This window comes from Enterococcus pernyi (genome assembly GCF_045371165.1).
Lineage (GTDB): Bacteria > Bacillota > Bacilli > Lactobacillales > Enterococcaceae > Enterococcus_B > Enterococcus_B pernyi.
In genome coordinates, this window is record NZ_JBIQDM010000003.1 from 68,180 (window position 1) to 91,438 (window position 23,259).

General features: G+C 41.6%; 26 protein-coding genes. 24 read left to right on the plus strand and 2 right to left on the minus strand.

Going from position 1 to position 23,259, the window contains the following annotated elements:
- The first annotated feature begins 62 nt into the window (after positions 1 to 62).
- The 6 genes from ACH0AK_RS04845 (at position 63) to ACH0AK_RS04870 (ending at position 3,277) form a co-directional block, all read left to right on the plus strand.
- Entirely contained in the window at positions 63 to 257 is a 195-nt protein-coding gene (locus ACH0AK_RS04845; protein ID WP_196768995.1) for a helix-turn-helix transcriptional regulator, read from the plus strand.
- Positions 244 to 735 carry a DUF6773 family protein gene (locus tag ACH0AK_RS04850; RefSeq protein ID WP_010735523.1) on the plus strand — a complete coding sequence of 164 codons (492 nt, stop codon included), beginning with the start codon at positions 244 to 246 and terminating at the stop codon, positions 733 to 735. Before ACH0AK_RS04845 ends, ACH0AK_RS04850 begins: the two co-directional genes overlap by 14 nt.
- A gap of 96 nt (positions 736 to 831) precedes the next feature.
- A complete protein-coding gene (locus ACH0AK_RS04855) occupies positions 832 to 1,215 on the plus strand; it encodes a hypothetical protein (RefSeq protein ID WP_023519619.1) in 384 nt (127 codons plus the stop codon).
- Complete coding sequence (locus ACH0AK_RS04860; protein ID WP_023519620.1) at positions 1,202 to 1,900, plus strand: CBS domain-containing protein; 699 nt, start codon at positions 1,202 to 1,204, stop codon at positions 1,898 to 1,900. Before ACH0AK_RS04855 ends, ACH0AK_RS04860 begins: the two co-directional genes overlap by 14 nt.
- Before the next feature lie 4 nt (positions 1,901 to 1,904).
- Positions 1,905 to 2,369 (plus strand): signal peptidase II, encoded by a 465-nt coding sequence (gene lspA / locus ACH0AK_RS04865; RefSeq protein WP_010735520.1) that lies wholly within the window; start codon positions 1,905 to 1,907, stop codon positions 2,367 to 2,369.
- Positions 2,366 to 3,277: an RluA family pseudouridine synthase gene (locus ACH0AK_RS04870; RefSeq protein WP_077151345.1), complete on the plus strand. Its 912-nt coding sequence runs from the start codon at positions 2,366 to 2,368 to the stop codon at positions 3,275 to 3,277. The genes lspA and ACH0AK_RS04870 overlap by 4 nt, the downstream gene beginning before the upstream one ends.
- 59 nt (positions 3,278 to 3,336) lie before the next feature.
- On the opposite strand, the gene ACH0AK_RS04875 is transcribed toward ACH0AK_RS04870, so the two are convergent.
- Positions 3,337 to 3,459, minus strand: coding sequence for a hypothetical protein (locus tag ACH0AK_RS04875; RefSeq protein WP_023519622.1), 123 nt, complete (start codon positions 3,457 to 3,459; stop codon positions 3,337 to 3,339).
- 58 nt (positions 3,460 to 3,517) lie between these two features.
- Here ACH0AK_RS04875 and pyrR point away from each other — a divergent pair, with 58 nt between their 5' ends.
- From pyrR to ACH0AK_RS04950, 15 genes are all read left to right on the plus strand, one after another.
- On the plus strand, positions 3,518 to 4,057 hold the full coding sequence (gene pyrR / locus ACH0AK_RS04880; RefSeq protein ID WP_029594119.1) for a bifunctional pyr operon transcriptional regulator/uracil phosphoribosyltransferase PyrR: 540 nt from the start codon (positions 3,518 to 3,520) through the stop codon (positions 4,055 to 4,057).
- A gap of 14 nt (positions 4,058 to 4,071) precedes the next feature.
- A complete protein-coding gene (locus tag ACH0AK_RS04885) occupies positions 4,072 to 5,355 on the plus strand; it encodes a solute carrier family 23 protein (protein ID WP_010735517.1) in 1,284 nt (427 codons plus the stop codon).
- Positions 5,356 to 5,367: 12 nt separating this feature from the next.
- Complete coding sequence (locus ACH0AK_RS04890; RefSeq protein ID WP_023519624.1) at positions 5,368 to 6,294, plus strand: aspartate carbamoyltransferase catalytic subunit; 927 nt, start codon at positions 5,368 to 5,370, stop codon at positions 6,292 to 6,294.
- Positions 6,295 to 6,314: 20 nt separating this feature from the next.
- Positions 6,315 to 7,595 carry a dihydroorotase gene (pyrC, locus tag ACH0AK_RS04895; RefSeq protein WP_010735515.1) on the plus strand — a complete coding sequence of 427 codons (1,281 nt, stop codon included), beginning with the start codon at positions 6,315 to 6,317 and terminating at the stop codon, positions 7,593 to 7,595.
- Between the two features lie 4 nt (positions 7,596 to 7,599).
- Positions 7,600 to 8,679 carry a carbamoyl phosphate synthase small subunit gene (locus ACH0AK_RS04900; protein WP_010735514.1) on the plus strand — a complete coding sequence of 360 codons (1,080 nt, stop codon included), beginning with the start codon at positions 7,600 to 7,602 and terminating at the stop codon, positions 8,677 to 8,679.
- A complete protein-coding gene (gene carB, locus ACH0AK_RS04905) occupies positions 8,679 to 11,864 on the plus strand; it encodes a carbamoyl-phosphate synthase large subunit (protein WP_438753298.1) in 3,186 nt (1,061 codons plus the stop codon). Before ACH0AK_RS04900 ends, carB begins: the two co-directional genes overlap by 1 nt.
- An 85-nt stretch (positions 11,865 to 11,949) precedes the next feature.
- Entirely contained in the window at positions 11,950 to 12,726 is a 777-nt protein-coding gene (locus tag ACH0AK_RS04910; RefSeq protein WP_023519627.1) for a dihydroorotate dehydrogenase electron transfer subunit, read from the plus strand.
- Positions 12,723 to 13,652, plus strand: a complete 930-nt coding sequence (locus ACH0AK_RS04915) for a dihydroorotate dehydrogenase (RefSeq protein WP_019723950.1) — start codon at positions 12,723 to 12,725, stop codon at positions 13,650 to 13,652. The genes ACH0AK_RS04910 and ACH0AK_RS04915 overlap by 4 nt, the downstream gene beginning before the upstream one ends.
- Positions 13,649 to 14,359 carry an orotidine-5'-phosphate decarboxylase gene (gene pyrF, locus ACH0AK_RS04920; RefSeq protein ID WP_010735510.1) on the plus strand — a complete coding sequence of 237 codons (711 nt, stop codon included), beginning with the start codon at positions 13,649 to 13,651 and terminating at the stop codon, positions 14,357 to 14,359. Before ACH0AK_RS04915 ends, pyrF begins: the two co-directional genes overlap by 4 nt.
- A 3-nt stretch (positions 14,360 to 14,362) precedes the next feature.
- Positions 14,363 to 14,995 carry an orotate phosphoribosyltransferase gene (pyrE, locus tag ACH0AK_RS04925; protein WP_499796758.1) on the plus strand — a complete coding sequence of 211 codons (633 nt, stop codon included), beginning with the start codon at positions 14,363 to 14,365 and terminating at the stop codon, positions 14,993 to 14,995.
- A gap of 196 nt (positions 14,996 to 15,191) precedes the next feature.
- Positions 15,192 to 15,833, plus strand: coding sequence for a YfbR-like 5'-deoxynucleotidase (locus ACH0AK_RS04930; RefSeq protein WP_010735508.1), 642 nt, complete (start codon positions 15,192 to 15,194; stop codon positions 15,831 to 15,833).
- Positions 15,834 to 15,874: 41 nt separating this feature from the next.
- Positions 15,875 to 16,576 (plus strand): carbonic anhydrase family protein, encoded by a 702-nt coding sequence (locus tag ACH0AK_RS04935; RefSeq protein WP_010735507.1) that lies wholly within the window; start codon positions 15,875 to 15,877, stop codon positions 16,574 to 16,576.
- The gene (locus ACH0AK_RS04940) at positions 16,573 to 17,475 is read left to right on the plus strand and encodes a LysR family transcriptional regulator (RefSeq protein ID WP_010735506.1); all 903 of its coding nucleotides are present in this window, start codon (positions 16,573 to 16,575) and stop codon (positions 17,473 to 17,475) included. The genes ACH0AK_RS04935 and ACH0AK_RS04940 overlap by 4 nt, the downstream gene beginning before the upstream one ends.
- A 208-nt stretch (positions 17,476 to 17,683) precedes the next feature.
- Positions 17,684 to 18,025, plus strand: a complete 342-nt coding sequence (locus ACH0AK_RS04945; RefSeq protein WP_438846502.1) for a hypothetical protein — start codon at positions 17,684 to 17,686, stop codon at positions 18,023 to 18,025.
- A gap of 115 nt (positions 18,026 to 18,140) precedes the next feature.
- Positions 18,141 to 18,335, plus strand: a complete 195-nt coding sequence (locus tag ACH0AK_RS04950) for a hypothetical protein (protein ID WP_499796759.1) — start codon at positions 18,141 to 18,143, stop codon at positions 18,333 to 18,335.
- Between the two features lie 77 nt (positions 18,336 to 18,412).
- Here ACH0AK_RS04950 and efbA read toward each other — a convergent pair whose 3' ends face one another.
- On the minus strand, positions 18,413 to 20,113 hold the full coding sequence (efbA, locus tag ACH0AK_RS04955; RefSeq protein ID WP_438846503.1) for a fibronectin-binding protein EfbA: 1,701 nt from the start codon (positions 20,111 to 20,113) through the stop codon (positions 18,413 to 18,415).
- 192 nt (positions 20,114 to 20,305) lie between these two features.
- On the opposite strand from efbA, the gene ACH0AK_RS04960 reads away from it, so the two are divergent.
- The 3 genes from ACH0AK_RS04960 (at position 20,306) to ACH0AK_RS04970 (ending at position 23,258) form a co-directional block, all read left to right on the plus strand.
- Positions 20,306 to 20,932 (plus strand): hypothetical protein, encoded by a 627-nt coding sequence (locus tag ACH0AK_RS04960; protein ID WP_226076550.1) that lies wholly within the window; start codon positions 20,306 to 20,308, stop codon positions 20,930 to 20,932.
- 422 nt (positions 20,933 to 21,354) lie between these two features.
- Positions 21,355 to 22,380: a tryptophan ABC transporter substrate-binding protein gene (gene trpX, locus ACH0AK_RS04965; protein ID WP_178946794.1), complete on the plus strand. Its 1,026-nt coding sequence runs from the start codon at positions 21,355 to 21,357 to the stop codon at positions 22,378 to 22,380.
- On the plus strand, positions 22,377 to 23,258 hold the full coding sequence (locus ACH0AK_RS04970; protein ID WP_019722826.1) for an ABC transporter permease: 882 nt from the start codon (positions 22,377 to 22,379) through the stop codon (positions 23,256 to 23,258). Before trpX ends, ACH0AK_RS04970 begins: the two co-directional genes overlap by 4 nt.
- Position 23,259: the final 1 nt, after the last annotated feature.

Sequence of the window (23,259 nt, forward strand, 5' to 3'; positions counted from 1 at the left end):
TAGTTTACAATCAGGATGACTGAGAAGAATGGAGGTTAACCATCAAGTTGAAAAACATCCGAATGAAACTCGCGCGTTTAGCAAATGATTTAAGCCAAGAAGAATTGGCCCAACGTGTAGGAGTGACAAGGCAAACGATTGGATTGATTGAAGCAGGGAAGTATAATCCCACACTCAAGTTGTGTCAGGCCATCTGCCATGAATTAAATCAAACATTAGATGATCTATTTTGGGAGGATAAAGATGAAAAAGAATAAACTTAAAGATGAACGTATCGTACAGGTCAATAATCAAATACAAAGTGAAGCCTTTTTGTTATTATTGGTATTATTAGGGACTTCGATCTTTGTAAAAAGTTATTTGTTGGAGCAACCAGTTTCTGAAGTGTTTACCGAATTATTGTTGCTAGGAGTAGCGTTCATCTATTTATTGATCCGTGGCTCACTGATTGGTCACGAGCTTATCGATCAATCCAAACATGCAAAGAAATTACGAGTGTTAGCAGTCATTGTTGGAAGTGTATTCGTTTCTGCAGTTACTGGGGTGAGAAATTATAGCTTATATCATGAGTTATACACTGGTTATTTCGATCCTCATTTTTTAGCGATTTTAGGGATTACATTTATATCTTCGGCTTTATTTATGTCTGCCTTAGTGTTTTTGGTTTCTTCTGTCAATCGATTTGGGCAGAAAAGACTGGAAAGTAAATTAGAGGATGAAAATGAGGAAAAATGATTGCTGAAAAAGATGATATAAGGATCGATCCATTAGGGATAACAGAGATTCCGCTTGTGTTTTGATAGAGACTAACGCATAATAGGAGGAGCGAAAATGGAAGTGAATGTTACTAGAGATACGGGATTTTACGGAATGGGTAGTCCAATCACATTACGGGTGGATGATCGGAAAATCAGTTTGGGGCAAAACCAATCTGTTACTCTAGATGTAGACACCCCGTTTCAGATGCAAGTCACCTTTTTTTGGCTCAAAAGTCCAGTCTATACGATAACAGAACCAACTAAAAACTATCGGATTACGATGAATTTATTGCTATTACAGTTATATCCCGTACTTTTCTTATTTACAGGGATCAGTGCTGTTGCTATTCAAAGTATCCTTTATAGTTTACTGATCGTCGTCGTAATGATTGGTTTCTTTCTATTTATAAAAAATAAAGCATATGTCATCAAGGAGGCTAGTGATGAAGAATTCTGATCTTTTTTTGAGTAGCTTTAATCGGATCGAAAAATGGATGCAAGAAGAGATGGGGAATCCACGAAATATGGGGTTCACTGAACTCGTTCGTCGTTTAGCACAAAAGCAACACCAAAGTATTAAAAAATATGAGGATGACTTACTACAGTTGGCTCAATTACGTAATGCGATCGTGCATGATCGGATCGCCGTCGATTTTATTATCGCTGAACCTAATGAATGGGCGACGAAGCGTATCCAAAGAATCGAGCAAGAACTGATTCGTCCAGAAACAGTGTTACCGCGTTTCGCAAAGCATGTAACTGGGTTTGAATGGGACATCCCATTACCTAGTTTGTTGGAGACTGTTGCTCAAAAGCGTTATTCTCAGTTCCCGCTTTATCATAAAGGAACATTCAAAGGATTAGTGACGTTGCGGATGTTAGGTTTTTGGTTAGCCAAAGAAAGTCATCATGGTGTGATCGATCTTCAAGGAAAAATAGCTGCCGATCTGATCACTCAAGATGGTAAGTACACCAATTATCATTTTGTATCCGCTCAGACAACGATTGCTGAAGTAGAAAAAATGTTTGGCGAGCAGGGTACGCTTGAGGCTGTGTTGATCACCAAAAACGGCGACCCTAACGGAAATTTATTAGGGATCATCAGACCAAGAGATATTTATCATGAAGTAGAAAAGGAATGATTGTTTGTTAGCGATATATTGGATTATAAGTGCGTTGATCATCGGCTTAGATCAATGGGTAAAATGGTTGATCGTCGATAACTTTGCTTTAGGAGAAACGAAATCAGTGATTCCAGGGATCTTGTCCTTGAATCATATCCGTAATTTCGGAGCAGCTTGGAGTTTACTAGAAGGAAAAATGTGGTTTTTTACTGTCGTGACGATCATTGCAGTTGTAGTGATCTTGACGTTGATGATCAAAAATCGTAGCAACGGAAATCGTTGGTTCATGATCGGTCTGACATTGATTCTAGCTGGAGCAATCGGTAACTTTATCGATCGTGTCCGTTTAGGGTATGTGATCGATATGTTCCAAACTGATTTCGTGAATTTCCCGATTTTTAATGTGGCAGACATTTCTCTAGTGATCGGTGTGATCTGCGTATTGATTTATATTATTTTAGATGAAAAGGAACAACGAAAAAAATGACACAATTAAAAGCAACTATCAAAGAAGAAAAAGGACGGATCGATAAAGTTCTGACAGCATTATTTGCGGATCATAGTCGTTCACAAGTTCAACAATGGTTGAAAGACGGTGCCGTTTCCGTAAATGGGGAACCAGTAAAAGCGAATTACAAAGTAAAATCGGCTGATGCAATCGTCGTGGAAGTACCAGAGCCTGAAGAACTTGAGATCGTAGCAGAAGACTTACCAATAGAAATCGTCTATGAAGATGACGACGTAGCTGTGGTCAATAAACCACAAGGCATGGTCGTTCATCCTTCTGCTGGTCATGCCCAAGGAACACTAGTCAATGCGTTGATGTACCATATGAAAAATCTATCATCGATCAATGGCGTGATCCGTCCAGGGATCGTCCATCGAATCGATAAAGACACGTCTGGATTATTGATGATCGCCAAAAATGATCAAGCCCATGAAGCGTTGGCGCAGCAATTGAAAGATAAAACTTCCCTAAGAAAATATATTGCTTTAGTCCATGGCGTTATTCCTCATGAAAAAGGGACGATCAATGCACCTATCGGGCGCTCAAAAGTCGATCGAAAAATGCAAGCGATCCGCGAAGATGGAAAACCAGCTGTGACGCATTTTACTGTACTAGAACGTTTTGAGAATTTCACTTTAGTAGAGTTACAATTAGAAACAGGGCGTACGCATCAGATCCGTGTGCATATGAAGTATATTGGTTATCCTTTAGCAGGTGATCCCGTATATGGACCAAAGAAAACCCTCAAAGGCAATGGCCAATTTTTACATGCTAAATTATTAGGTTTCACTCATCCTCAAACGAATGAACGAATGACCTTTGAGGCACCATTGCCAGAAGTTTTTGAAAAAACTTTAGAGAAGTTGAGAAAAGATATTGCTTTTTAAAGTACTTAACGGTATAGTAATAAACAATAAAAGAAAAACTTAATAGCAGTCCTTTAAGTTTAGTCCCGTGAGGCTAAGAAGGGTGTGAGTAAGAATTCCTGTGGTGCGCCATAGCGAGACTTGCTCAATGACGTCGCATACACAAAGCGACCGGTGTGGTAGTATACACTCAGTCTAAACATTCCTCCTGTCCTCTTAGGGCAGGAGTTTTTTTGTGTAAAAAATGGAGGGGGAAAAATGATGCAAGCAAAAGAAGTAGTGGATCAAGTAACGATGAAACGAGCGCTAACACGTATCACTTACGAAATCATCGAAAGAAATCAAAGTATCGAAGAGATCGTCTTAGTCGGAATCAAAACGAGAGGGATCTACATCGCTGCTCGAATTGCCGAACGTCTGAAACAACTCGAAAATATCGAAGTACCTGTAGGGGAACTTGATATCACATTGTACCGTGACGATAAAAAAGAGATCGCTCAAGAACCAGAATTGCATTCTTCAGATATTCCAGTCAGTTTAGAAGGAAAAGAAGTTATCTTGATCGATGATGTGTTATACACAGGACGGACGATCCGCGCTGCAATGGATGCAGTCATGGACTTTGGTCGTCCAAGAAAAATCTCACTAGCAGTTCTAGTTGATCGGGGACACCGAGAATTACCGATCCGCGCAGATTACGTAGGAAAAAATATCCCTACAGCAAAAAAAGAAGAAATCTTAGTAGAGATGCAAGAATTAGATGGACAAGATCGCATCATGATCTTAAACGAGGAAAAGTAGAGGAGTAAGGCAAGATGGCAGAAGAAAAAAAGTTCCACAACGATAGTGTGGTATTAGACATCCATGATCGACCAACCATTGGACACTGGGTGGGTTTAAGTTTACAGCATTTATTCACGATGTTCGGTGCAACTGTCTTAGTACCGATCTTAGTCGGAATCGACCCTGGTATTGCCTTGGTCAGTTCAGGATTAGGAACGATCGTTTACTTGATTACAACAAAAGGGAAGATTCCAGCATATCTAGGCAGTAGCTTTGCGTTCATCGCCGCTATGCAGATGTTGATGAAAACCGACGGCTTCCCGGCGATCGCACAAGGCGCGATGACAACAGCACTTGTCTATCTGATCGTTGCGTTGATCATCAAGAAAATCGGTTCGGCTTGGTTAGACAAAATCTTGCCACCGATCGTGGTTGGCCCAGTCATCATGGTCATCGGTTTAGGTTTAGCTGCCAACGCAGCAAACAACGCGATGTTCAATCAAGACCATTACGATTTCAAATATCTATCAGTTGCGTTGATCACTTTAGGATTGACGATTTTCTTCAATATGTTCTTACGCGGGTTTCTAGGATTATTACCGATCTTGCTTGGCATCATCTCTGGTTACATCGTGGCTTTGCTTTTCGGGATCGTTGACACCCAACCAATCATCGATGCGCCATGGTTCGCGCTGCCTAACTTTGAGATTCCATTTGTGCAATATCAACCGAAGTTATATATAGGGGCAATCACTACGATGGCACCGATCGCCTTTGTCACAATGACCGAACACATCGGCCATTTGATGGTCTTGAACAAATTGACCAAACGAAATTTCTTTGAAGATCCAGGCTTACACCGTACATTGACAGGAGATGGCTTGGCTCAATTAGTGGCAGCTTTTGTTGGTGGGCCGCCAGTGACAAGTTATGGTGAAAATATCGGCGTCTTGGCAATCACTCGCGTACACAGCGTGTTCGTGATCGGAGGCGCAGCGGTCTTCGCAGTGATCCTTGGCTTCATTGGCAAACTAAGTGCTTTGATATTAAGTATTCCTGGCCCAGTCATTTCAGGTATCAGTTTCATCCTATTCGGAGTGATTGCGGCAAGTGGGATGAAAATCTTAGTCGAAAACAAAATCGATTTTGATAAAAAGAAAAATCTATTGATTGCTTCAGTCATCTTAGTCGTAGGTATCGGGGGATTAGTCCTAGAAGTCGGGACATTCACTTTATCTGCCATGGCACTAGCAACAGTTTTAGGAATCATTTTAAATCTTATCTTACCAGAAACTTCACGCAGCGAAGAAAATTAAGGAGGACATCGCATGATCATCAAATCAGAACGCATCAGTTTAAAACACTTATTAACGGTAGAAGCATTAACAGACCAAGAAGTAATGGGGTTGATCCGACGAGGACAAGAGTTCAAACAGGGCGCAACTTGGTCACCACAAAAATCCCAATATTTTGCAACGAACTTGTTCTTTGAAAACAGTACACGAACGCATAAAAGTTTTGATGTAGCAGAAAAGAAACTTGGTCTTGAAGTGATCGAATTTGAAGCAAGTACAAGTTCAGTTACAAAAGGTGAAACATTATACGATACCGTTCTAACGATGTCTGCACTTGGGGTGGATGTAGCTGTTATCCGTCATGGAGATGAAAACTACTATGACGAATTGATCCAAAGTAAAACGATCCAATGCTCGATCATCAATGGCGGTGACGGTAGCGGGCAACATCCAACGCAGTGCTTACTTGATTTGATGACGATCTATGAAGAATTTGGCTATTTTGAAGGCTTGAAAGTGGCGATCGTCGGAGATATCACACATTCTCGTGTCGCAAAATCGAATATGCAGATGTTGAAACGTCTTGGCGCACAGGTTTTCTTCTCAGGTCCAAGAGAATGGTATGACGATGAATTTGAAGTTTACGGTCATTACTTACCACTAGATGACTTGCTGGATCAAGTCGATGTCATGATGATGTTACGTGTGCAACATGAACGCCACGATGGAAAAGAAAGTTTTTCAAAAGAAGGCTATCATCAAGAGTACGGCTTGACAGTCGAACGCGCTAAAAAAATGCAAAAACATGCAATCATCATGCACCCGGCACCAGTCAATCGAGATGTCGAATTGGCGGATTCACTGGTTGAAGGGTTACAGTCACGGATCATTCAGCAAATGAGCAATGGTGTATTTGTCAGAATGGCGATCTTAGAAGCTGTATTAAGTGGAAAAGCATAAACATAAGAGGAGGAAGAAACATGAAAACACTCATTAAAAACGGTCAAATCAATACAAAAAGAAATGAAACAACACCAGCAGAAATTTGGATCGAAGAAGGAAAGATCAAAGCAATCGGTACAGGCTTTCCTGAGGCTGAATTTGATGAAGTGTTTGATGCACAAGGGCAGTTGATCACACCTGGATTAGTGGATGTCCATGTCCATCTGAGAGAGCCTGGCTTTACTTACAAGGAAACGATCGAAGCTGGCACGAAAGCAGCTGCTCGAGGTGGGTTCACCACTGTTTGTGCGATGCCAAATCTTGACCCAGTACCTGATACAGCAGAAAAATTAAAACAAGTCTATGACATCATCAAACGTGATGCTGTCGTCAAAGTATTACAGTATGCACCGATCACTGAGAATCTTCGAAGTGAAGAACTGGTCGATCAAGAAGCATTGATCAATGAAGGCGCATTTGCTTTTACCAATGATGGTGTCGGCGTGCAAACAGCAGGCACGATGTACTTAGCGATGAAAGAAGCTGCGAAAAACAATAAAGCACTCGTTGCTCACACAGAAGATGAATCATTATTATTTGGCGGTGTGATGCACGCAGGAGAAAAAGCAGAAGAGCTAGGGTTGCCAGGTATTTTGAGTGTGACTGAGTCTTCTCAAATTGCTCGTGATCTCCTATTAGCGGAAGCAACAGGCGTTCACTATCATGTCTGCCATGTTTCAACAAAAGAAAGTGTGCGGGTGATCCGCGATGCGAAAAAAGCCGGGATTCACGTGACTGCAGAGGTTTCACCGCATCATCTGATCTTGATCGATGAAGATATCCCAGAAGATTTTGGTTTTTGGAAAATGAATCCACCGTTGAGAGGCAAAGCCGATCGCGAGGCATTGATCGAAGGCTTGCTTGATGGCACTATCGATTGTATTGCCACCGACCATGCCCCACACGGATTAGAAGAAAAAAGTCAAAGTTTCTTGCAATCACCTTTCGGGATCGTTGGAAGTGAAACAGCCTTCCAACTCGTGTATACACATTTTGTTGAAACAGGAAAATTCACACTAGAGCAAGTGATTGACTGGATGGCAGTCAAACCAGCAGCCATCTTTGGTTTGGAAGCTGGCACCTTGACGATCGGCGCATCAGCAGACTTGGCAGTTTACGATATTGCGCATTCTGCAGTAATCGATAAAAAAGATTTCTTATCAAAAGGCGAGAACACACCTTTCGTCGGTTGGGAAATCAAAGGAGAAACATTGATGACATTTGTCAACGGAAAACTTGTTTGGCATAAGGGGGAATAATTGGATGGAACGGTTGCTGATTTTAGAAGATGGCACAGTATTTAAAGGGAAATCATTTGGTGCGACAGCCAATGTGTTTGGAGAAATCGTCTTTACGACAAGTATGACAGGATATCAAGAAACGATCACAGACCAAAGTTTTAATGGACAGATCATTACATTTACGTACCCGATGGTAGGGAATTATGGCGTCAACCGTGATGATTATGAATCGATTGCACCAACGTGTAAAGGTGTAGTGGTCAAAGAGCATGCACGTGTTGCGTCAAATTGGCGTAACCAAATGACATTAGACGAGTTCTTGAAACAAAAAGGAATCCCTGGTATCTCTGGCATCGATACACGGGCGTTGACACGAAAAATCCGTGAAGTTGGGACGATGAAAGCCAGTATTGTGGATGCAGGCGACACATTTGAACATGCGTTTGACCAACTAAAAGCAACCGTCTTGGCAACGAACCAAGTCCAACAAGTTTCAACCAATAAACCTTATCCTAGCCCAGGAACAGGAAGAAATGTGGCAGTCATTGATTTTGGATTGAAACATAGCATCTTACGTGAATTGAGTAAGCGTGACTGTAATTTAACAGTCTTACCGTACAATACGGATGCGGAAACGATCCTTTCATTATCGCCAGACGGCGTGATGCTGACGAATGGACCAGGGGATCCGAAAGATGTACCAGAAGCGATCGAGATGATCAAACAAATCCAAGGAAAAATCCCGATTTTCGGCATCTGCTTGGGGCATCAACTTTTTGCACTAGCAAATGGTGCAGATACGTACAAGATGAAATTTGGTCATCGTGGACTGAATCATCCTGTGCGTGAAGTTGCAACAGGAAGAATCGATTTTACGTCACAAAACCATGGCTATGCGGTAAATGAACAAACGATCGATCCGGAAAAATTAATTGTCACTCATGTGGAAGTCAATGATGGCACAGTCGAAGGTGTCCGTCACCGTCGCTATCCTGCCTTCAGTGTGCAATTCCATCCAGATGCAGCACCTGGCCCACATGATGCACTACATTTATTTGATGAATTTATGGAAATGATGGACGCTGGAAAGGAGCAATTCTAATGCCAAAACGCACAGATATCAATAAAATCATGGTGATCGGTTCTGGTCCGATCATCATTGGTCAAGCCGCTGAGTTTGACTATGCAGGTACACAGGCTTGTCTTGCTTTAAAAGAAGAAGGCTACGAAGTCGTCTTAGTCAACTCCAATCCAGCAACGATCATGACTGATAAAGAAATTGCCGATCAAGTCTACCTAGAACCAATCACATTAGAATTTGTCTCACGAATTTTGCGAAAAGAACGTCCTGATGCGATCTTACCGACATTAGGTGGGCAAACAGGTTTGAATATGGCGATGGAATTAGCTGAATCAGGAATCTTGGACGAATTAGGCATCGAATTATTAGGGACGAAATTAAGTGCGATCGACCAAGCAGAAGATCGTGACTTGTTCAAAAAGTTGATGGAAGAATTAAATCAACCGATCCCAGAATCAGAAATCGTGACAACGGTGGAAGAAGCAGTCGCCTTTGCCAATAAAATCGGTTACCCGATCATCGTTCGACCAGCCTTCACATTAGGGGGGACTGGTGGTGGTATGTGTGAGAATGAAGCCGAACTACGACAAATCGCGGAAAATGGCTTGAGCTTGTCGCCCGTCACACAATGTTTGATTGAACGTAGTATTGCAGGCTTCAAGGAAATCGAATATGAAGTGATGCGCGACTCTGCCGATAATGCCATCGTTGTCTGCAACATGGAAAATTTCGATCCAGTCGGTATCCATACAGGGGATTCAATCGTCTTTGCACCGAGTCAAACATTAGCAGACCATGAATATCAAATGTTAAGAGATGCGTCACTATCGATCATCCGTGCATTGAAAATCGAAGGTGGCTGTAACGTTCAGTTAGCATTAGACCCTCATAGTTTCAACTACTATGTCATCGAAGTGAACCCTCGTGTTTCACGCTCCTCTGCTTTAGCAAGTAAAGCGACCGGCTATCCGATCGCAAAATTAGCAGCTAAAATCGCGTTAGGCTTGACCTTGGATGAAATGAAAAATCCAGTAACAGGAACGACTTATGCAGAATTTGAGCCCGCATTGGATTATGTAGTAGCAAAAATCCCACGTTGGCCTTTCGACAAATTCGAAAACGGTGAACGTGTCTTAGGCACGCAAATGAAAGCAACCGGCGAAGTGATGGCGATCGGTCGTAACATCGAAGAATCTTTATTAAAAGCCGTTCGTTCATTAGAAATCGGGGCGCACCACCTTGAATTGCCAGAACTAAAGACAGTCAGTGAAGAACGTTTGATGGAGAAAATCGTCCGAGCACAAGATGATCGTTTATTCTACTTAGCCGAAGCGATCCGTCGTGGCTATCCGATCCAAGAATTGGCAGACTTGACGAAAATCGATTTATTCTTCTTGGATAAATTGTTGCATATCATTGAATTAGAAGAGGAGCTTTCGGCACAACCGAATCAGCTGGATCTACTTCTTGCTGTGAAACAAAATGGCTTCACAGATCGCAAAATTGCGGAATTGTGGAAAACGACGACGGAAGCGATTCGCCAATTACGTACGGAAAAGAACATTCAACCTGTTTACAAAATGGTCGATACGTGTGCTGCCGAATTTGAATCCCACACACCTTACTTCTATAGTACGTATGAAATCGAAAATGAAAGCCATCGTTCAGAAAAACCTTCTGTTCTAGTACTTGGTTCTGGACCGATCCGTATCGGACAAGGGGTAGAATTTGATTATGCAACAGTTCATTCAGTCAAAGCCATTCAACAAGCAGGCTATGAAGCAATCATCATGAATAGTAATCCTGAAACCGTTTCGACAGATTTCTCGATTTCTGATAAACTTTACTTTGAGCCTTTGACTTTTGAAGATGTGATGAATGTCATCGAGTTGGAACAACCAATCGGTGTCATCGTCCAATTTGGAGGACAAACAGCGATCAATCTAGCTGAACCATTAGCAAAAGCAGGTGTAAAAATCCTAGGCACAACGATCGAAGACCTTGATCGTGCGGAGAACCGTGATCTATTCGAACAAGCGTTACAAGAATTAGGGGTGCCTCAGCCACTAGGAGATACTGCGACAAGTAAAGAAGAAGCAGTTGCAGTTGCCAATAAAATCGGCTATCCAGTACTTGTTCGTCCAAGCTATGTCTTGGGAGGTCGGGCAATGGAGATCGTTGAGAACCAACGCGATCTAGAAGATTATATGGAACATGCGGTCAAAGCTTCACCAGAACATCCAGTCTTAGTCGATCGTTACTTGATCGGTAGTGAGTGCGAAGTCGATGCGATCTGTGATGGCGAAACCGTCTTGATCCCAGGAATCATGGAACATATCGAACGTTCAGGGGTCCATTCAGGCGATTCTATGGCGGTTTATCCACCACAAGCGCTGTCAGAGGAAATCAAGCAAACAATCGAAGATTACACGATCCGTTTAGCACGAGGGTTGAATTGTATCGGGATGATGAACATCCAATTCGTGATCCATGACAACCAAGTATATGTCATCGAAGTGAACCCACGTGCGAGTCGAACGGTTCCTTTCTTGAGCAAAGTGACGAATATCCCGATGGCACAGATCGCGACAAAAGCCATCTTAGGAGAAAAATTGAAAGACTTAGGCTATGAAGATGGTTTGTACCCTGAAACTGCCAACGTCCATGTCAAAGCGCCAGTTTTCTCATTTACGAAGTTGCATAAAGTGGACACTTATTTAGGCCCAGAGATGAAGTCGACAGGTGAAGTCATGGGTTCGGATCAAAACTTAGACAAAGCGCTGTATAAAGCGTTCGAAGCATCTGGTTTACGCTTGCCTGATTATGGTGCTGTCTTGTTTACGATCGCCGATGAAACGAAAGAAGAAGCCTTAGGTCTAGCAAAACGCTTTGCAGAAATCGGCTATAGCTTATTGGCAACGAAAAATACCGCAGCTTTCTTTGAACAACACGGACTTGTGGTGACACCAGTAGCTAAAATCTCTGAGGAAACAAAAGAGAAAAATGTCGTTGACCTGATTCGTGCGGGCAAAGCACAAGTGGTTGTCAATACCATTGATAAAGATCGTGGGAATGCGTCAAAAGATGGTTTTATCATTCGACGTGAAGCAGTAGAGCATGGCACGCCATTGTTTACTTCCCTTGATACTGCGGATGCGATCGTCCGCGTGATGGAATCCCGAGCATTTTCAACACAAGCAATCTAATCGTGGAGGGCAATTGCCCTCCTATTTAAAAAATGAAAAAAGCAAAGCAGTCTAGCGAAAAGTCCCAAAACATAGGAGTGTTAAGATGAAACAAGAAGTAATGAAAATCGTTCACCAACGGCAACTAGCACCACGAATCTATGAAATGACACTGACTGGGGAATTAGTCCAAGAAATGACACGCCCTGGACAATTCCTTCATATTCGCGTACCCCGAGCAGATTTGTTGTTGCGCCGACCAATCAGTATCAACCAGATCGATCAATCACAAAAAACTTGTCGTATCATCTACCGTGTAGAAGGAGACGGAACAAAGCATTTCGCAGAATTGACTGCTGGTGATTCTTTAGACGTCTTAGGGCCTTTAGGGAATGGCTTCGATCTTTCAGGATTAACGAACAAAGATGAGGTCTTCATTGTCGGTGGAGGGATCGGTGTTCCTCCTTTATACGAACTATCGAAACAGCTGAAGGAACGAGGCGTCAAAGCGATTCACTTTCTAGGCTTTGCTTCACAAGAAGTAATGTATTATGAAGAAGAATTTCTAAAGCTAGGTGATACAAGGATCGCAACGGATGACGGCACCTATGGACTCCATGGGAATGTCGGTAATCTATTACTTGCGGCAAAAAATAAGCCTGCTGCTATTTTTGCATGCGGTTCAAATGGATTACTAAAGACAGTGGAACAGCTTTTCGCCGGTCATCCTAACGTCCAATTGTCATTAGAGTCTCGTATGGCCTGTGGTGTCGGTGCATGTTACGCATGTGTCTGTCATGTCCCAGGCGATGAAACAGGAACGAAAAGCTTGAAAGTCTGTGATGAAGGACCGATTTTCCAAGCAGGAGAGGTGATTTTATGAGTAACCCTTTAGCAGTTAAACTTCCAGGACTAAACTTGAAGAATCCAATCATGCCAGCAAGTGGCTGCTTTGGATTTGGCAAAGAATATGGCAAATACTACGATTTGAACCAACTTGGCGCAATCATGGTCAAGGCGACGACACCTAAAGCGCGCTTTGGTAATCCCACGCCGCGAGTAGCAGAAACACCTTCTGGTATGCTCAATGCGATCGGGTTGCAAAATCCTGGAATGGAAGTGGTCATGGAAAAATCGCTACCTGAATTAGCCACCTATAAAGATTTGCCGATCATAGCAAATGTCGCTGGTGCCTGTGAAGAAGACTATGTTGAAGTTTGTGGCAAGATCGGTGATGCACCGAATGTCCATGCCATCGAACTTAATATCTCGTGTCCAAATGTCAAACATGGCGGAATTGCTTTTGGTACTGACCCAGATGTGGCGTTCCAACTGACACAAGCGGTGAAAAAAGTGGCGAATGTCCCTGTCTATGTCAAATTATCTCCTAATGTTACGGATATCGTGCCAGTGGCACAGGCTATTGAAGCTGGCGGGGCCGATGGGTTTACGATGATCAATACCTTGCTGGGGATGCGTATCGATCTGAAAACTAGAAAACCGATTCTTGCCAATCAAACAGGCGGTCTCTCAGGACCAGCAATCAAACCGGTGGCTATTCGTTTGATCCATCAGGTGGCAAGTGTCTCAAACTTGCCGATCATTGGGATGGGCGGTGTGCAAACCGTTGATGATGTACTGGAGATGTATATGGCAGGTGCAAGTGCAGTTGCTGTTGGGACAGCCAACTTTACCGACCCTTATATCTGTCCAAAACTGATTGCAGACCTACCAGCGAGAATGAGCGAGTTAGGCATTGAGTCTTTAGAGCAATTGATCAAAGAAGTGAAAGAAGGTAGAAATCAATGAATCAACGACCAATTATTGCTTTAGATTTTTCATCTTGGCAAGAAGTAGAAACCTTTATGCAACGTTTCCCAGAAGACGAAAAGTTATTCGTTAAAATCGGTATGGAGCTCTTTTATCAAGAAGGACCAATCATCGTTCGTTGGTTAAAAGACGCTGGACATGACGTTTTCTTAGATTTGAAATTACATGATATCCCAAATACCGTGGAAAAAGCGATGCAAGGCCTAGCAAAATTAGGCGTAGACATTACTTGTGTCCATGCTGCCGGCGGTATCCGTATGATGGAAGCGGCGATGCGTGGCTTGACAGATGGAACACCCGAAGGTAAGAAACGACCTTTACTTTTAGCAATCACGCAACTGACTTCCACAAGTGAAGAAGAGATGCACCATGATCAACTGATCGAAGTACCCTTAGAAGAAAGTGTGATCCACTACGCAGCTTGTGCAAAAGAAGCAGGTTTAGATGGGGTCGTATCTTCAGCACTTGAAGTGGCATCGATCAAAGCAAAAGCAGGTGACACATTTACGTGTCTAACCCCTGGCATCCGACCGGAAGGAACAGTTGCTGGTGACCAAACCAGAATCGTGACACCAGCCCGTGCAAAAGAAATTGGCTCAACCTTTATCGTTGTCGGTCGACCTATCACACAAGCAGAAGATCCTTACCAAGCCTATCAAACAATCAAAGAAGAATGGAGTCGTTGATCTATGAATATCGAACAAACTATTGCCAAAGACCTTTTAGAAATCGAAGCTGTTTTCTTAAGCCCAAACCAACCATTTACTTGGGCAAGTGGCATCAAAAGCCCCATCTATTGTGACAATCGCATCACGATGAGTTATCCAAAAGTAAGAAAAGAAATCGCTCAAGGATTAGCTGAAAAAATCAAGCAAGAATTTCCAGAAGTCGAAGTGATTGCTGGAACAGCAACTGCAGGAATCTCTCATGCAGCATGGGTAGCTGAGATCTTAGACTTACCAATGGTCTATATTCGCAGCAAAGCGAAAGCTCATGGCAAAGGGAACCAAATCGAAGGACGGATCTTCGAAGGACAAAAAATGGTGGTCATTGAAGATTTGATCTCAACAGGTGGAAGTGTACTAGAAGCCGCTGAAGCAGCGAAACGAGAAGGTGCGGATGTTTTAGGTGTCGCAGCTATCTTTACTTACGAGTTGCCAAAAGGAAAAGCTAACTTTGAAGCAGCGGGTCTACCATTGGTTACTTTGACGAATTATTCTGTGCTGATCGAATTTGCTTTAGAAAATAAAACCATCGACGAAACAGAATTAGCTTTACTAAAAGAATGGAAAAAAGATCCTGAGAACTGGGTGACGGATTAAGTTGAAAAAAGGGCGGAAAACATTTGTTGTTTCAGCCCTTTTTCTATTTGTGGAATAGCTAAATCCTGATGATACATAGTAAAAACTATTCTTTTATAAATGAAAACCTCTAAAGATAATAAGCTGAAAATTTGCGAATTCAAGTTATTTAATGATAAGATTATCGGAAAAGTCATCTCAAGGAGGAGGAATCTTTATGGGATTGAATGAATTTATTTTAGGACTAAATAACTTAGAAAGAATCACACGGGCGCCAGGTTTCTTCAAACACACTGAACATACTGTTGCGGCTCATTCCTATCGTGTGGCTTCAATTGCGCAAGTCTTAGGTGATATTGAAGAACTCCATGGGCAATCAATCGATTGGAAACTCTTGTATGAAAAAGCTTTGAACCATGATTACACTGAACGTTTTATCGGCGACATCAAAACTCCAGTAAAATATGCAAGTAAAGAGTTGCGGGGGATGCTACAGACTGTCGAAGAAAAAATGACGGATGAGTTCATCAATCAAGAAATTCCCGAAGCGTTACAAGACGTCTATCGTCGCCGCTTGTTCGAAGGAAAAGACGATACGGTCGAAGGCGAATTATTAGCAGTTTCAGATAAAATCGATTTGTTGTACGAATCATTTGATGAGATCAGTAAAAATAATCCGGAGAAAGTCTATAAAGAGATGTTTATTGAGGCAGTCACAACGATCAAAGGCTTCGACCATCGACCTTCCGTCCAATATTTTTTCAAGGAGATCTTTCCGGAGTTGCTCAATCAAGAATTCTATGGAAAAGAGGATTTCTTAGCAGCTGTTTCAAACATTGTCAAAAAAGAAAAAGAATAGTCGAAGTGCCTTGTAGGTAACTGATTCAGGAGGAATTTTAGTTGAAGAAGAATATGGATGTTGAGTGGGGTTATTCTGGTGAAAGAGGACCGGAACATTGGGCAGGATTGTGCGATTGGTTTGCAAAAGGAGCCGAATTTGAGTGGCAATCGCCCATTTCTCTAGTTACATGTGAAGAAAGCAGTGACACGAAAGAAACACTGTCTTTTCATTATCAGAAGCAACGCTTCACGGATAAGGAGTTCAAGAACACGATCCATCTTGTGCCATACGATCAAATCAGTTACGTTCTTTTCAATGAAGACAAATACTATTTGACCGACATCCATTTTCATATGCCGTCAGAACACGTCATCAATGGGAAACAAGAAGATATCGAGTTTCACTTTGTCCATACGAACGAACGACAAGAAAACTTAGTGGTTGGTGCGATGTACCATCTATCAAATGATGAGGGTTGGTTGTACGATCGCCAAAATGGCGACAAATGGGATCTCGATGCCCATGAGCATTGGACCGATGCCTCTGTCTTTTTCCCTGAGCAGAAAAGTCATTATCATTACGTTGGTTCATTGACCACTCCGCCAACGAGTGGGCCGATCCAATGGTTCGTCATGGATCAAGTCGGTCAATTGAATCGTGATTTTTTGATCCCATTCAAAGGACAATATGCGCAACCAAATAATCGTCCATTACAACCACTAAAGGAACGAAAAATTTATTATTACAAGGGGACGAAATGAACATCCAACAATTGAAATATGTCACTGCGGTAGCGAATAATGGAAGTTTTCGAGAAGCAGCAAAAAAATTGTTTGTTTCTCAACCAAGCCTTTCTGCAGCGATCAAAGAATTGGAAAATGAATTAAGTATCACTTTATTTACCCGCACGAATCGAGGTGCCTATCTAACAGAAGATGGTCAAGCCTTTTTAAAACGGGCGGAACGGATTTTAGTACAATTAGATTCTTTGGAAAACTATTACCAAAAAAGTGAAAAGCGAGAAAGCTTTTCGATTGCTTCACAACACTATGATTTTCTAGGACCATTGACTGCGCAACTGATCGAGACGTTTAAAGCAGAAGTGAAGCAGTTTCGGATCATGGAAACGACAACAGCAAACGTGATCGAAGAAGTCCAACAGCAGCAAAGCGAGTTAGGTATCCTTTATATGAATGACCATAATCGCACAGGGATCAAGCGTTACTTAGAACAAGGGGAATTAGTCGCGCAGTCTTTAGGAACATTTAAGACCCATATCTTTCTTAGACAGCGCCATCCACTTGCCCAGCAAGAAGAAATAAAGGTAGAAGAGTTAGCAGCATTTCCACAAGTTCGGTTTACACAAGATGGCAATAATTTTCCTTACTTTTATGAAGATCTAATTGAGATCCCTGAACAAGAATCGGTGATCTATACGAGTGACCGTGGCACGTTGATGAACATTGTGTTAGAAACAGATGCCTATGCTTCAGGCTCTGGCATCGTGATCGGGGAGATCAAAGAATATTTACGCTTGATTCCTTTAGCGGATAGTCCGATGAATGAGTTATATGTCATTTATTCTGGAAAGCAGCCATTAAGTGATATCGCCAAGAAGTTTATCACAAGTATCCAACAGGTGATGAAACAGGTGAAGTGAACGTTTAAAATCGAATCAATCCTTTCATTGGAAAAGAAGGTAAAGCAAAAGATAAGTCGTGAAATCAGTGAATGTTGATTTCAGGCTTATTTTTTTGTTCTTTCAAGTCTGACTGTATTGTTGCAGTAAAGTACATAATATCATTAATAAAACGATCGGTAACGATTTCATCATCGGTTTATCAATAATGATAAAGGGGATCAGCAAAATGAAAAAAGTAATTAAATTAATGTTAGGAGTAGTGGGAGCGACGAGTGTAGGACTATTTAAAGGGGAGTCTGTTGCTTGTGCGGATGATTCGCTTCCACAAATCGGAGAAGGGTATTTGAAATCGGTCAATCAAAGCACGATCGATCGCATGAGCACGATGGCCTATGCTTTATCCTACCAAATGTATCAATGGGGAGATATTGGTGTGAATGAAAGACTCACTGGCAATGAATACAATCCAAAAAATGTGTCCAGTCAATCCTATTCAGTAGGAGTCAATAGTGATATGGGAACGAAACAAACGTCAAAAACTGTGAATACAAGTATTTTATACGGGTGAAGCAACAGGAACGGTTGATTTACAAGAACGCATCCGAGCAGATATCCCATACAAAAAAGATGCTGCTGGGCGCATCCATACATATGGACTTGGAACGGTAGTTGGCGACCGCCAAGTGCTGTCAGATAGTTATTGGGATCGCTATATCACAGAAACTCGTAATAACTGGAAGAAAGTCGATGCAAATTTGGCAGGACATAAAATTGGTGCTGGTACCTATCGTGTCGATTATGGTTCAGGATTTGTCTTAGAAGCCTTTGACCGTACAACTGGCACAAAAGAAATCATTGCGACAGGCTACCATTTTTAATTGAAGATAGTTTTAAACACACAAAAAAACCGATCGTCAGAAGTCATGACTTCTTGACGTCGGTTTTTTTAGCAAAATCAATCTTTCGTCATTGCTTGGATTTTTTCTTCTTCTGGCGTCACAATGATCGTTTTTTGGTTTTCGTAAATCACATATCCTGGTTTAGCGCCATTCGGTTTGCGAATATGTTTGACTTGCACTAGATCCACAGGCACTTGTGCAGAGTGGCGATATTTGGAGAAATACGCAGCTAGTTCAGCAGCTTCCGTAATGGTTTCATCAGAAGGCTGATCACTCTTGATGATCACGTGAGACCCTGGAATGTTTTGCGCGTGCAACCAGTGATCCGTTTTTCTTGCAGTTTTCATGGTTAATTGATCATTTTGCAGATTGTTTTTACCAACTAAAATCTCAGTGCCGTCAGAAGAGAAGTAGCGATCAGGTTGAGAAGGTTTTGCTTTCTTTTGTTTTTTGTTTGTTTTCTTTTTCAAGTAGCCCTCTGATAATAGCTCTTCTTTGATCACTTCGATATCCATCGGTCCAGCAATCTCCAATTGCGAAAGGACAGATTCAAGGTACTGGATCTCGCTTTTCGCTTCTTCGATTTGTTTCCCGATCAATTTGACCGCATTTTTAAGTTTTTGGTAGCGATGAAAGTACTTTTGCGCATTCTGATTAGGTGTTAAGGCGGGATCAAGAGCAATCCGGATTGGTTGATTCTCTTCATAATAATTCGCCAAGGTCACTTCAGTCGCGCCACGAGGAACTTGAGTCATGAAAGTCGTCAATAGTTCGCCATCACGACGAAACTCTTCCGCATTTTCTGAATCAAGCAAGGTCTGCTCGCGCTTTTTCAATTTATTGCGATTACGTTTCAGTTCATTTTCGATTTTACGGATCAGTTCGCCGCCTTGTTGTTTTGCTCGATCTTTTTCCGCTTTTTCCTGATAAAACGCATCTAACAACGCGCTTAATGTGGCGTATTCTTGTGCTGAATCGGCTTGTTTTGCCAATTCTTGATAAGCAATCGGCGTAAAGTATTCTTTTGTGCCGACTTCATAGTGTGTGGGTGTAGGTTGATTGATCGCAGTAAAGAATTCTTCCCAGACAGCCATTTTTTCATTCGGTCGCTGATTGATCCGTTCGACTAATTCTAATGCAGTGTCGTGACCTAATCCTTGAAATGCTTGTTGTAGTGCTTTTGCATTTGGCTCGATTTTTGATAGGCGTTCAAATACTTGTTCTTTTGTTGCTTCAAAAGGATCAAGTACCGCTTGTTCAGGTGGTGCGACATATTCGACACCAGGGAGTAACGAACGATACGTGTTTTGTGAGCTGCCGATATGTTTGATCGCTTCTAGGATCTTTTGTGTTTGTTGATTCACTAAAACGATGGTACTGTGTCGTCCCATCAATTCAACGATCAAAACAATATTTTGTAAGTCGCCTAGTTCATCCCGCTTTGAAAAATGGAAGTGGATCACTCGGTCATTTTTGATTTGCTTGATATTTTCTAAAATCGCACCATCTAAATGTTTACGCAACATCATCACGAAGTTCGGTGGATTTTCTGGATTTTGATAATCGATCTCTGTGATCTGGACACGGGCATAGCTTGGATGAGCAGATAACAACAATCGGTGGTTCTTTCCACGAGAACGAATCACCAAAATGATTTCATTTTCATACGGTTGGTGGATCTTTGAGACCCGACCAGATAATAGTGTTTCGCGCAATTCATGGATCATTGCATGGGTAAATACACCATCAAAGGACATGATTCATTCCTCATTTCTATTCATAAGTACACTTATTATAACGAAAAAAGAAAGGAAAGACCAATGGACCGGATGATTTCTTCTGTAAAAGAGAGAATAAAGAAAGAAATTACATGAAAAACTAGTGTTTTATTTCGTTCTTTCGCTTGATTTTAGGTATAATTAGAGAAAGAACAGGTGGGGGAAAAGAAGATGCAGCGATTAATGGTAGATATAAAGGATAAAATCATAATGAGCTACACGAATTTATCAGAGGATTTTGAGCAACATCCTCAAAAATATTTCAGACGGATCGGTCTTCTTTTGAGCTGTTCATTTTTGTTGACGGTCGCGATGTTTTTCTTGCCGAGTAAAATCAAAGAAGCACAGGTGGATTCATTGATCTATTCCTCGATACACTCCGAAAAGTTACAGCCTTTGCCATTTTCTTCCGCGCATCAAGAGATCACTGATAGTCGAGCCATCTCTGTCATGTTTAGTCTGCCGAAGGGTGAACTTTACAAGCAAGTGGTGGATATATTTGAAGATCCGCAACAAAGTAGTGAATTGAATCGAACGATTTTCTTCTATCCACTCGTTTATGATACCCAAGAATTAGAACAACGTTATGGGATCGAAAAAGATAAAATCACTATTATTTTCTTTGATGGCGGAAAAGAGAGAAATCGCTTAGTCTTTTCTGACCAAAGTAAAGAGGAACTTGAGAAAACCTTGGTTCCTGCATTGAATCGATTGCCACTGATCAACATCAAACAACTTGAAAAAGAATTAGCAAACGGCGAACAAGCGGAAGAAACAACAGAGAGTACCTTGGAGTAATTGTAGCGAAATACTTAGTGATAAATAACAAAAAGTCAAAAAAATAAAAAATTAGTTGACGGATAAATAAAATTCGATTAGACTTAGGATAACACTTAAAGGAAAGGATGGTCCAAGATGAACTTATCAATTCAATTTTTATCAGAACATAAAAATAATTGGCGTAACTGGCGTAGATAAGTTGTATCAAGGGCGAACTTTTTCGTAGATACAACTTTTTAGAGTACAACAATGTACGATTCTAAAGTTTGTATCTATGCTGGACAAGAATTTGACGACCGCATAGATGGCTCTATGCGGTTTTTTGTTGGTAAAAGACAATGACCGTACCAGCGGTGATTGTCTTTTTTTGTTCATTCGCTCGAAGTTACAAACGTAGCCGATTTATTTAAAAAAATACATAACAAAAAGGGGAAATAAAAATGAAAAATAAACGATTGATCGCAGTAATCGCACTGATACTTATCTATTTGACCGGTACATTTATCTACGAAACGATCAAGGATCAGCCACCTGTTGAAGGAAATCGAACAGGTGATAAGAAAGTTGTTGGGGTCTTACAGTTCGTTAGTCACCCTGCGTTAGATGAAATCTATCGAGGGATCAAAGATGGATTAAAAGAGTCAGGTTTGGAAGAAGGACGAAACCTAGAAATCAATTTCCAAAATGGTCAAGCCGACCAAAGTAAGTTAGCAACCATGAGTCAACAATTGGTTCAAAATAATCCAGACGTTCTCGTAGGCATTGCGACACCAGCAGCACAAGCCATCGCAAACACCACAAAAGATATCCCACTTGTCTTGGGCGCAGTGACTGATCCTGTAGGGGCAGGGCTAGTAAAAAGTTTAGAAGCACCAGGGGGCAACATCACAGGAGTTTCTGACCAACCGCCTGTGGAAGCGCAGATCCAGTTAGCGACAGAACTATTACCAAAAGCAAAAACGGTCGGGATTCTTTATGCATCATCAGAAGACAATTCACGTTATCAAGTCAGTCAAGCAGAAGAAGCGGTAAAAGCCAAAGGACTAACACCAGTGAAGTATGCCGTCCCTTCAACGAATGAAATTGCACAAACCGTCCAAGTCATGAGCCAATCAGTTGATTTTATCTATGTTCCTTTAGATAACACGATTGCTAACGCGATGCAAACGGTCATCAAAGAAGCAAATAAAGCAGATATCCCAGTAATTCCTTCTGTCGATACGATGGTCGAACAAGGCGGATTAGCGACAATCGGGATCAATCAATACGAATTAGGTGTACAAACAGGTAAAATGGCAGCCGCTTTAGCAAATGGGAAAGAACCAGCCACCACCCCTGTCTATGTGTTTGATAAAGGCGATATCATCGTCAATGAAAAACAAGCAGAACTGTTAGGAATCACGATTCCTGAATCCATCAAACAAGATGCAAAAGTACTGACAGAGATCAAGGAGGAAGAACAATGATCGTATCCGCAATTTCACAAGGTATGTTATGGGCCATATTAGGTTTAGGGATTTTTATGACTTACCGCATTTTAGATTTCCCTGATATGACAACAGAAGGTTCATTCCCGCTTGGTGGGGCTGTCTGTGTAACAGCGATCACGCATGGCGTTAGTCCATTATTGGCAACGATTCTAGGGGTTTTGGCCGGAATGGCAGCTGGACTTGTTACAGGCTTACTTTATACAAAAGGAAAGATTCCAGTCATCTTAGCCGGTATCTTAGTAATGTCAGGTTTAAACTCAGTTATCTTGTTCGTGATGCGCACACCCAACCTTTCATTGTTGAATCATCCAGTCTTACAAGATGTGTTCCACGCACTACATTTACCGAATTATTTTGACACTGTCTTATTAGGATTATTATCGCTGGGCTTATTGATCAGCGTATTGATCTTCTTCTTCAATACAGATCTAGGGCAAGGCTATATTGCCACTGGGGATAATGAGACAATGGCACGTTCATTAGGAATCAAAACCGACCGCATGAAAATCTTAGGTTTGACTTTATCTAACGGAGTAATTGCTTTATCAGGCGCATTGATCGCTCAAAACGATGGCTATGCGGATGTCAATAAAGGAATCGGCGTGATCGTGATCGGACTAGCTTCAATCATCATCGGGGAAGTCATTTTCCAAGAGTTGACATTGATCGAGCGTTTACTAGCAATCGTTGTCGGAAGCATCATCTATCAACTATTGATTTTAGCTGTTATCAAATTAGGTTTTGATACGACTTATCTGAAATTATTCTCAGCGATCATCTTAGCGGCTTGCCTGATGATCCCACAAGTAAAACAAGCATTGAAATTAAAAACTGGTTTTGAAAAGGAGGTCTAAC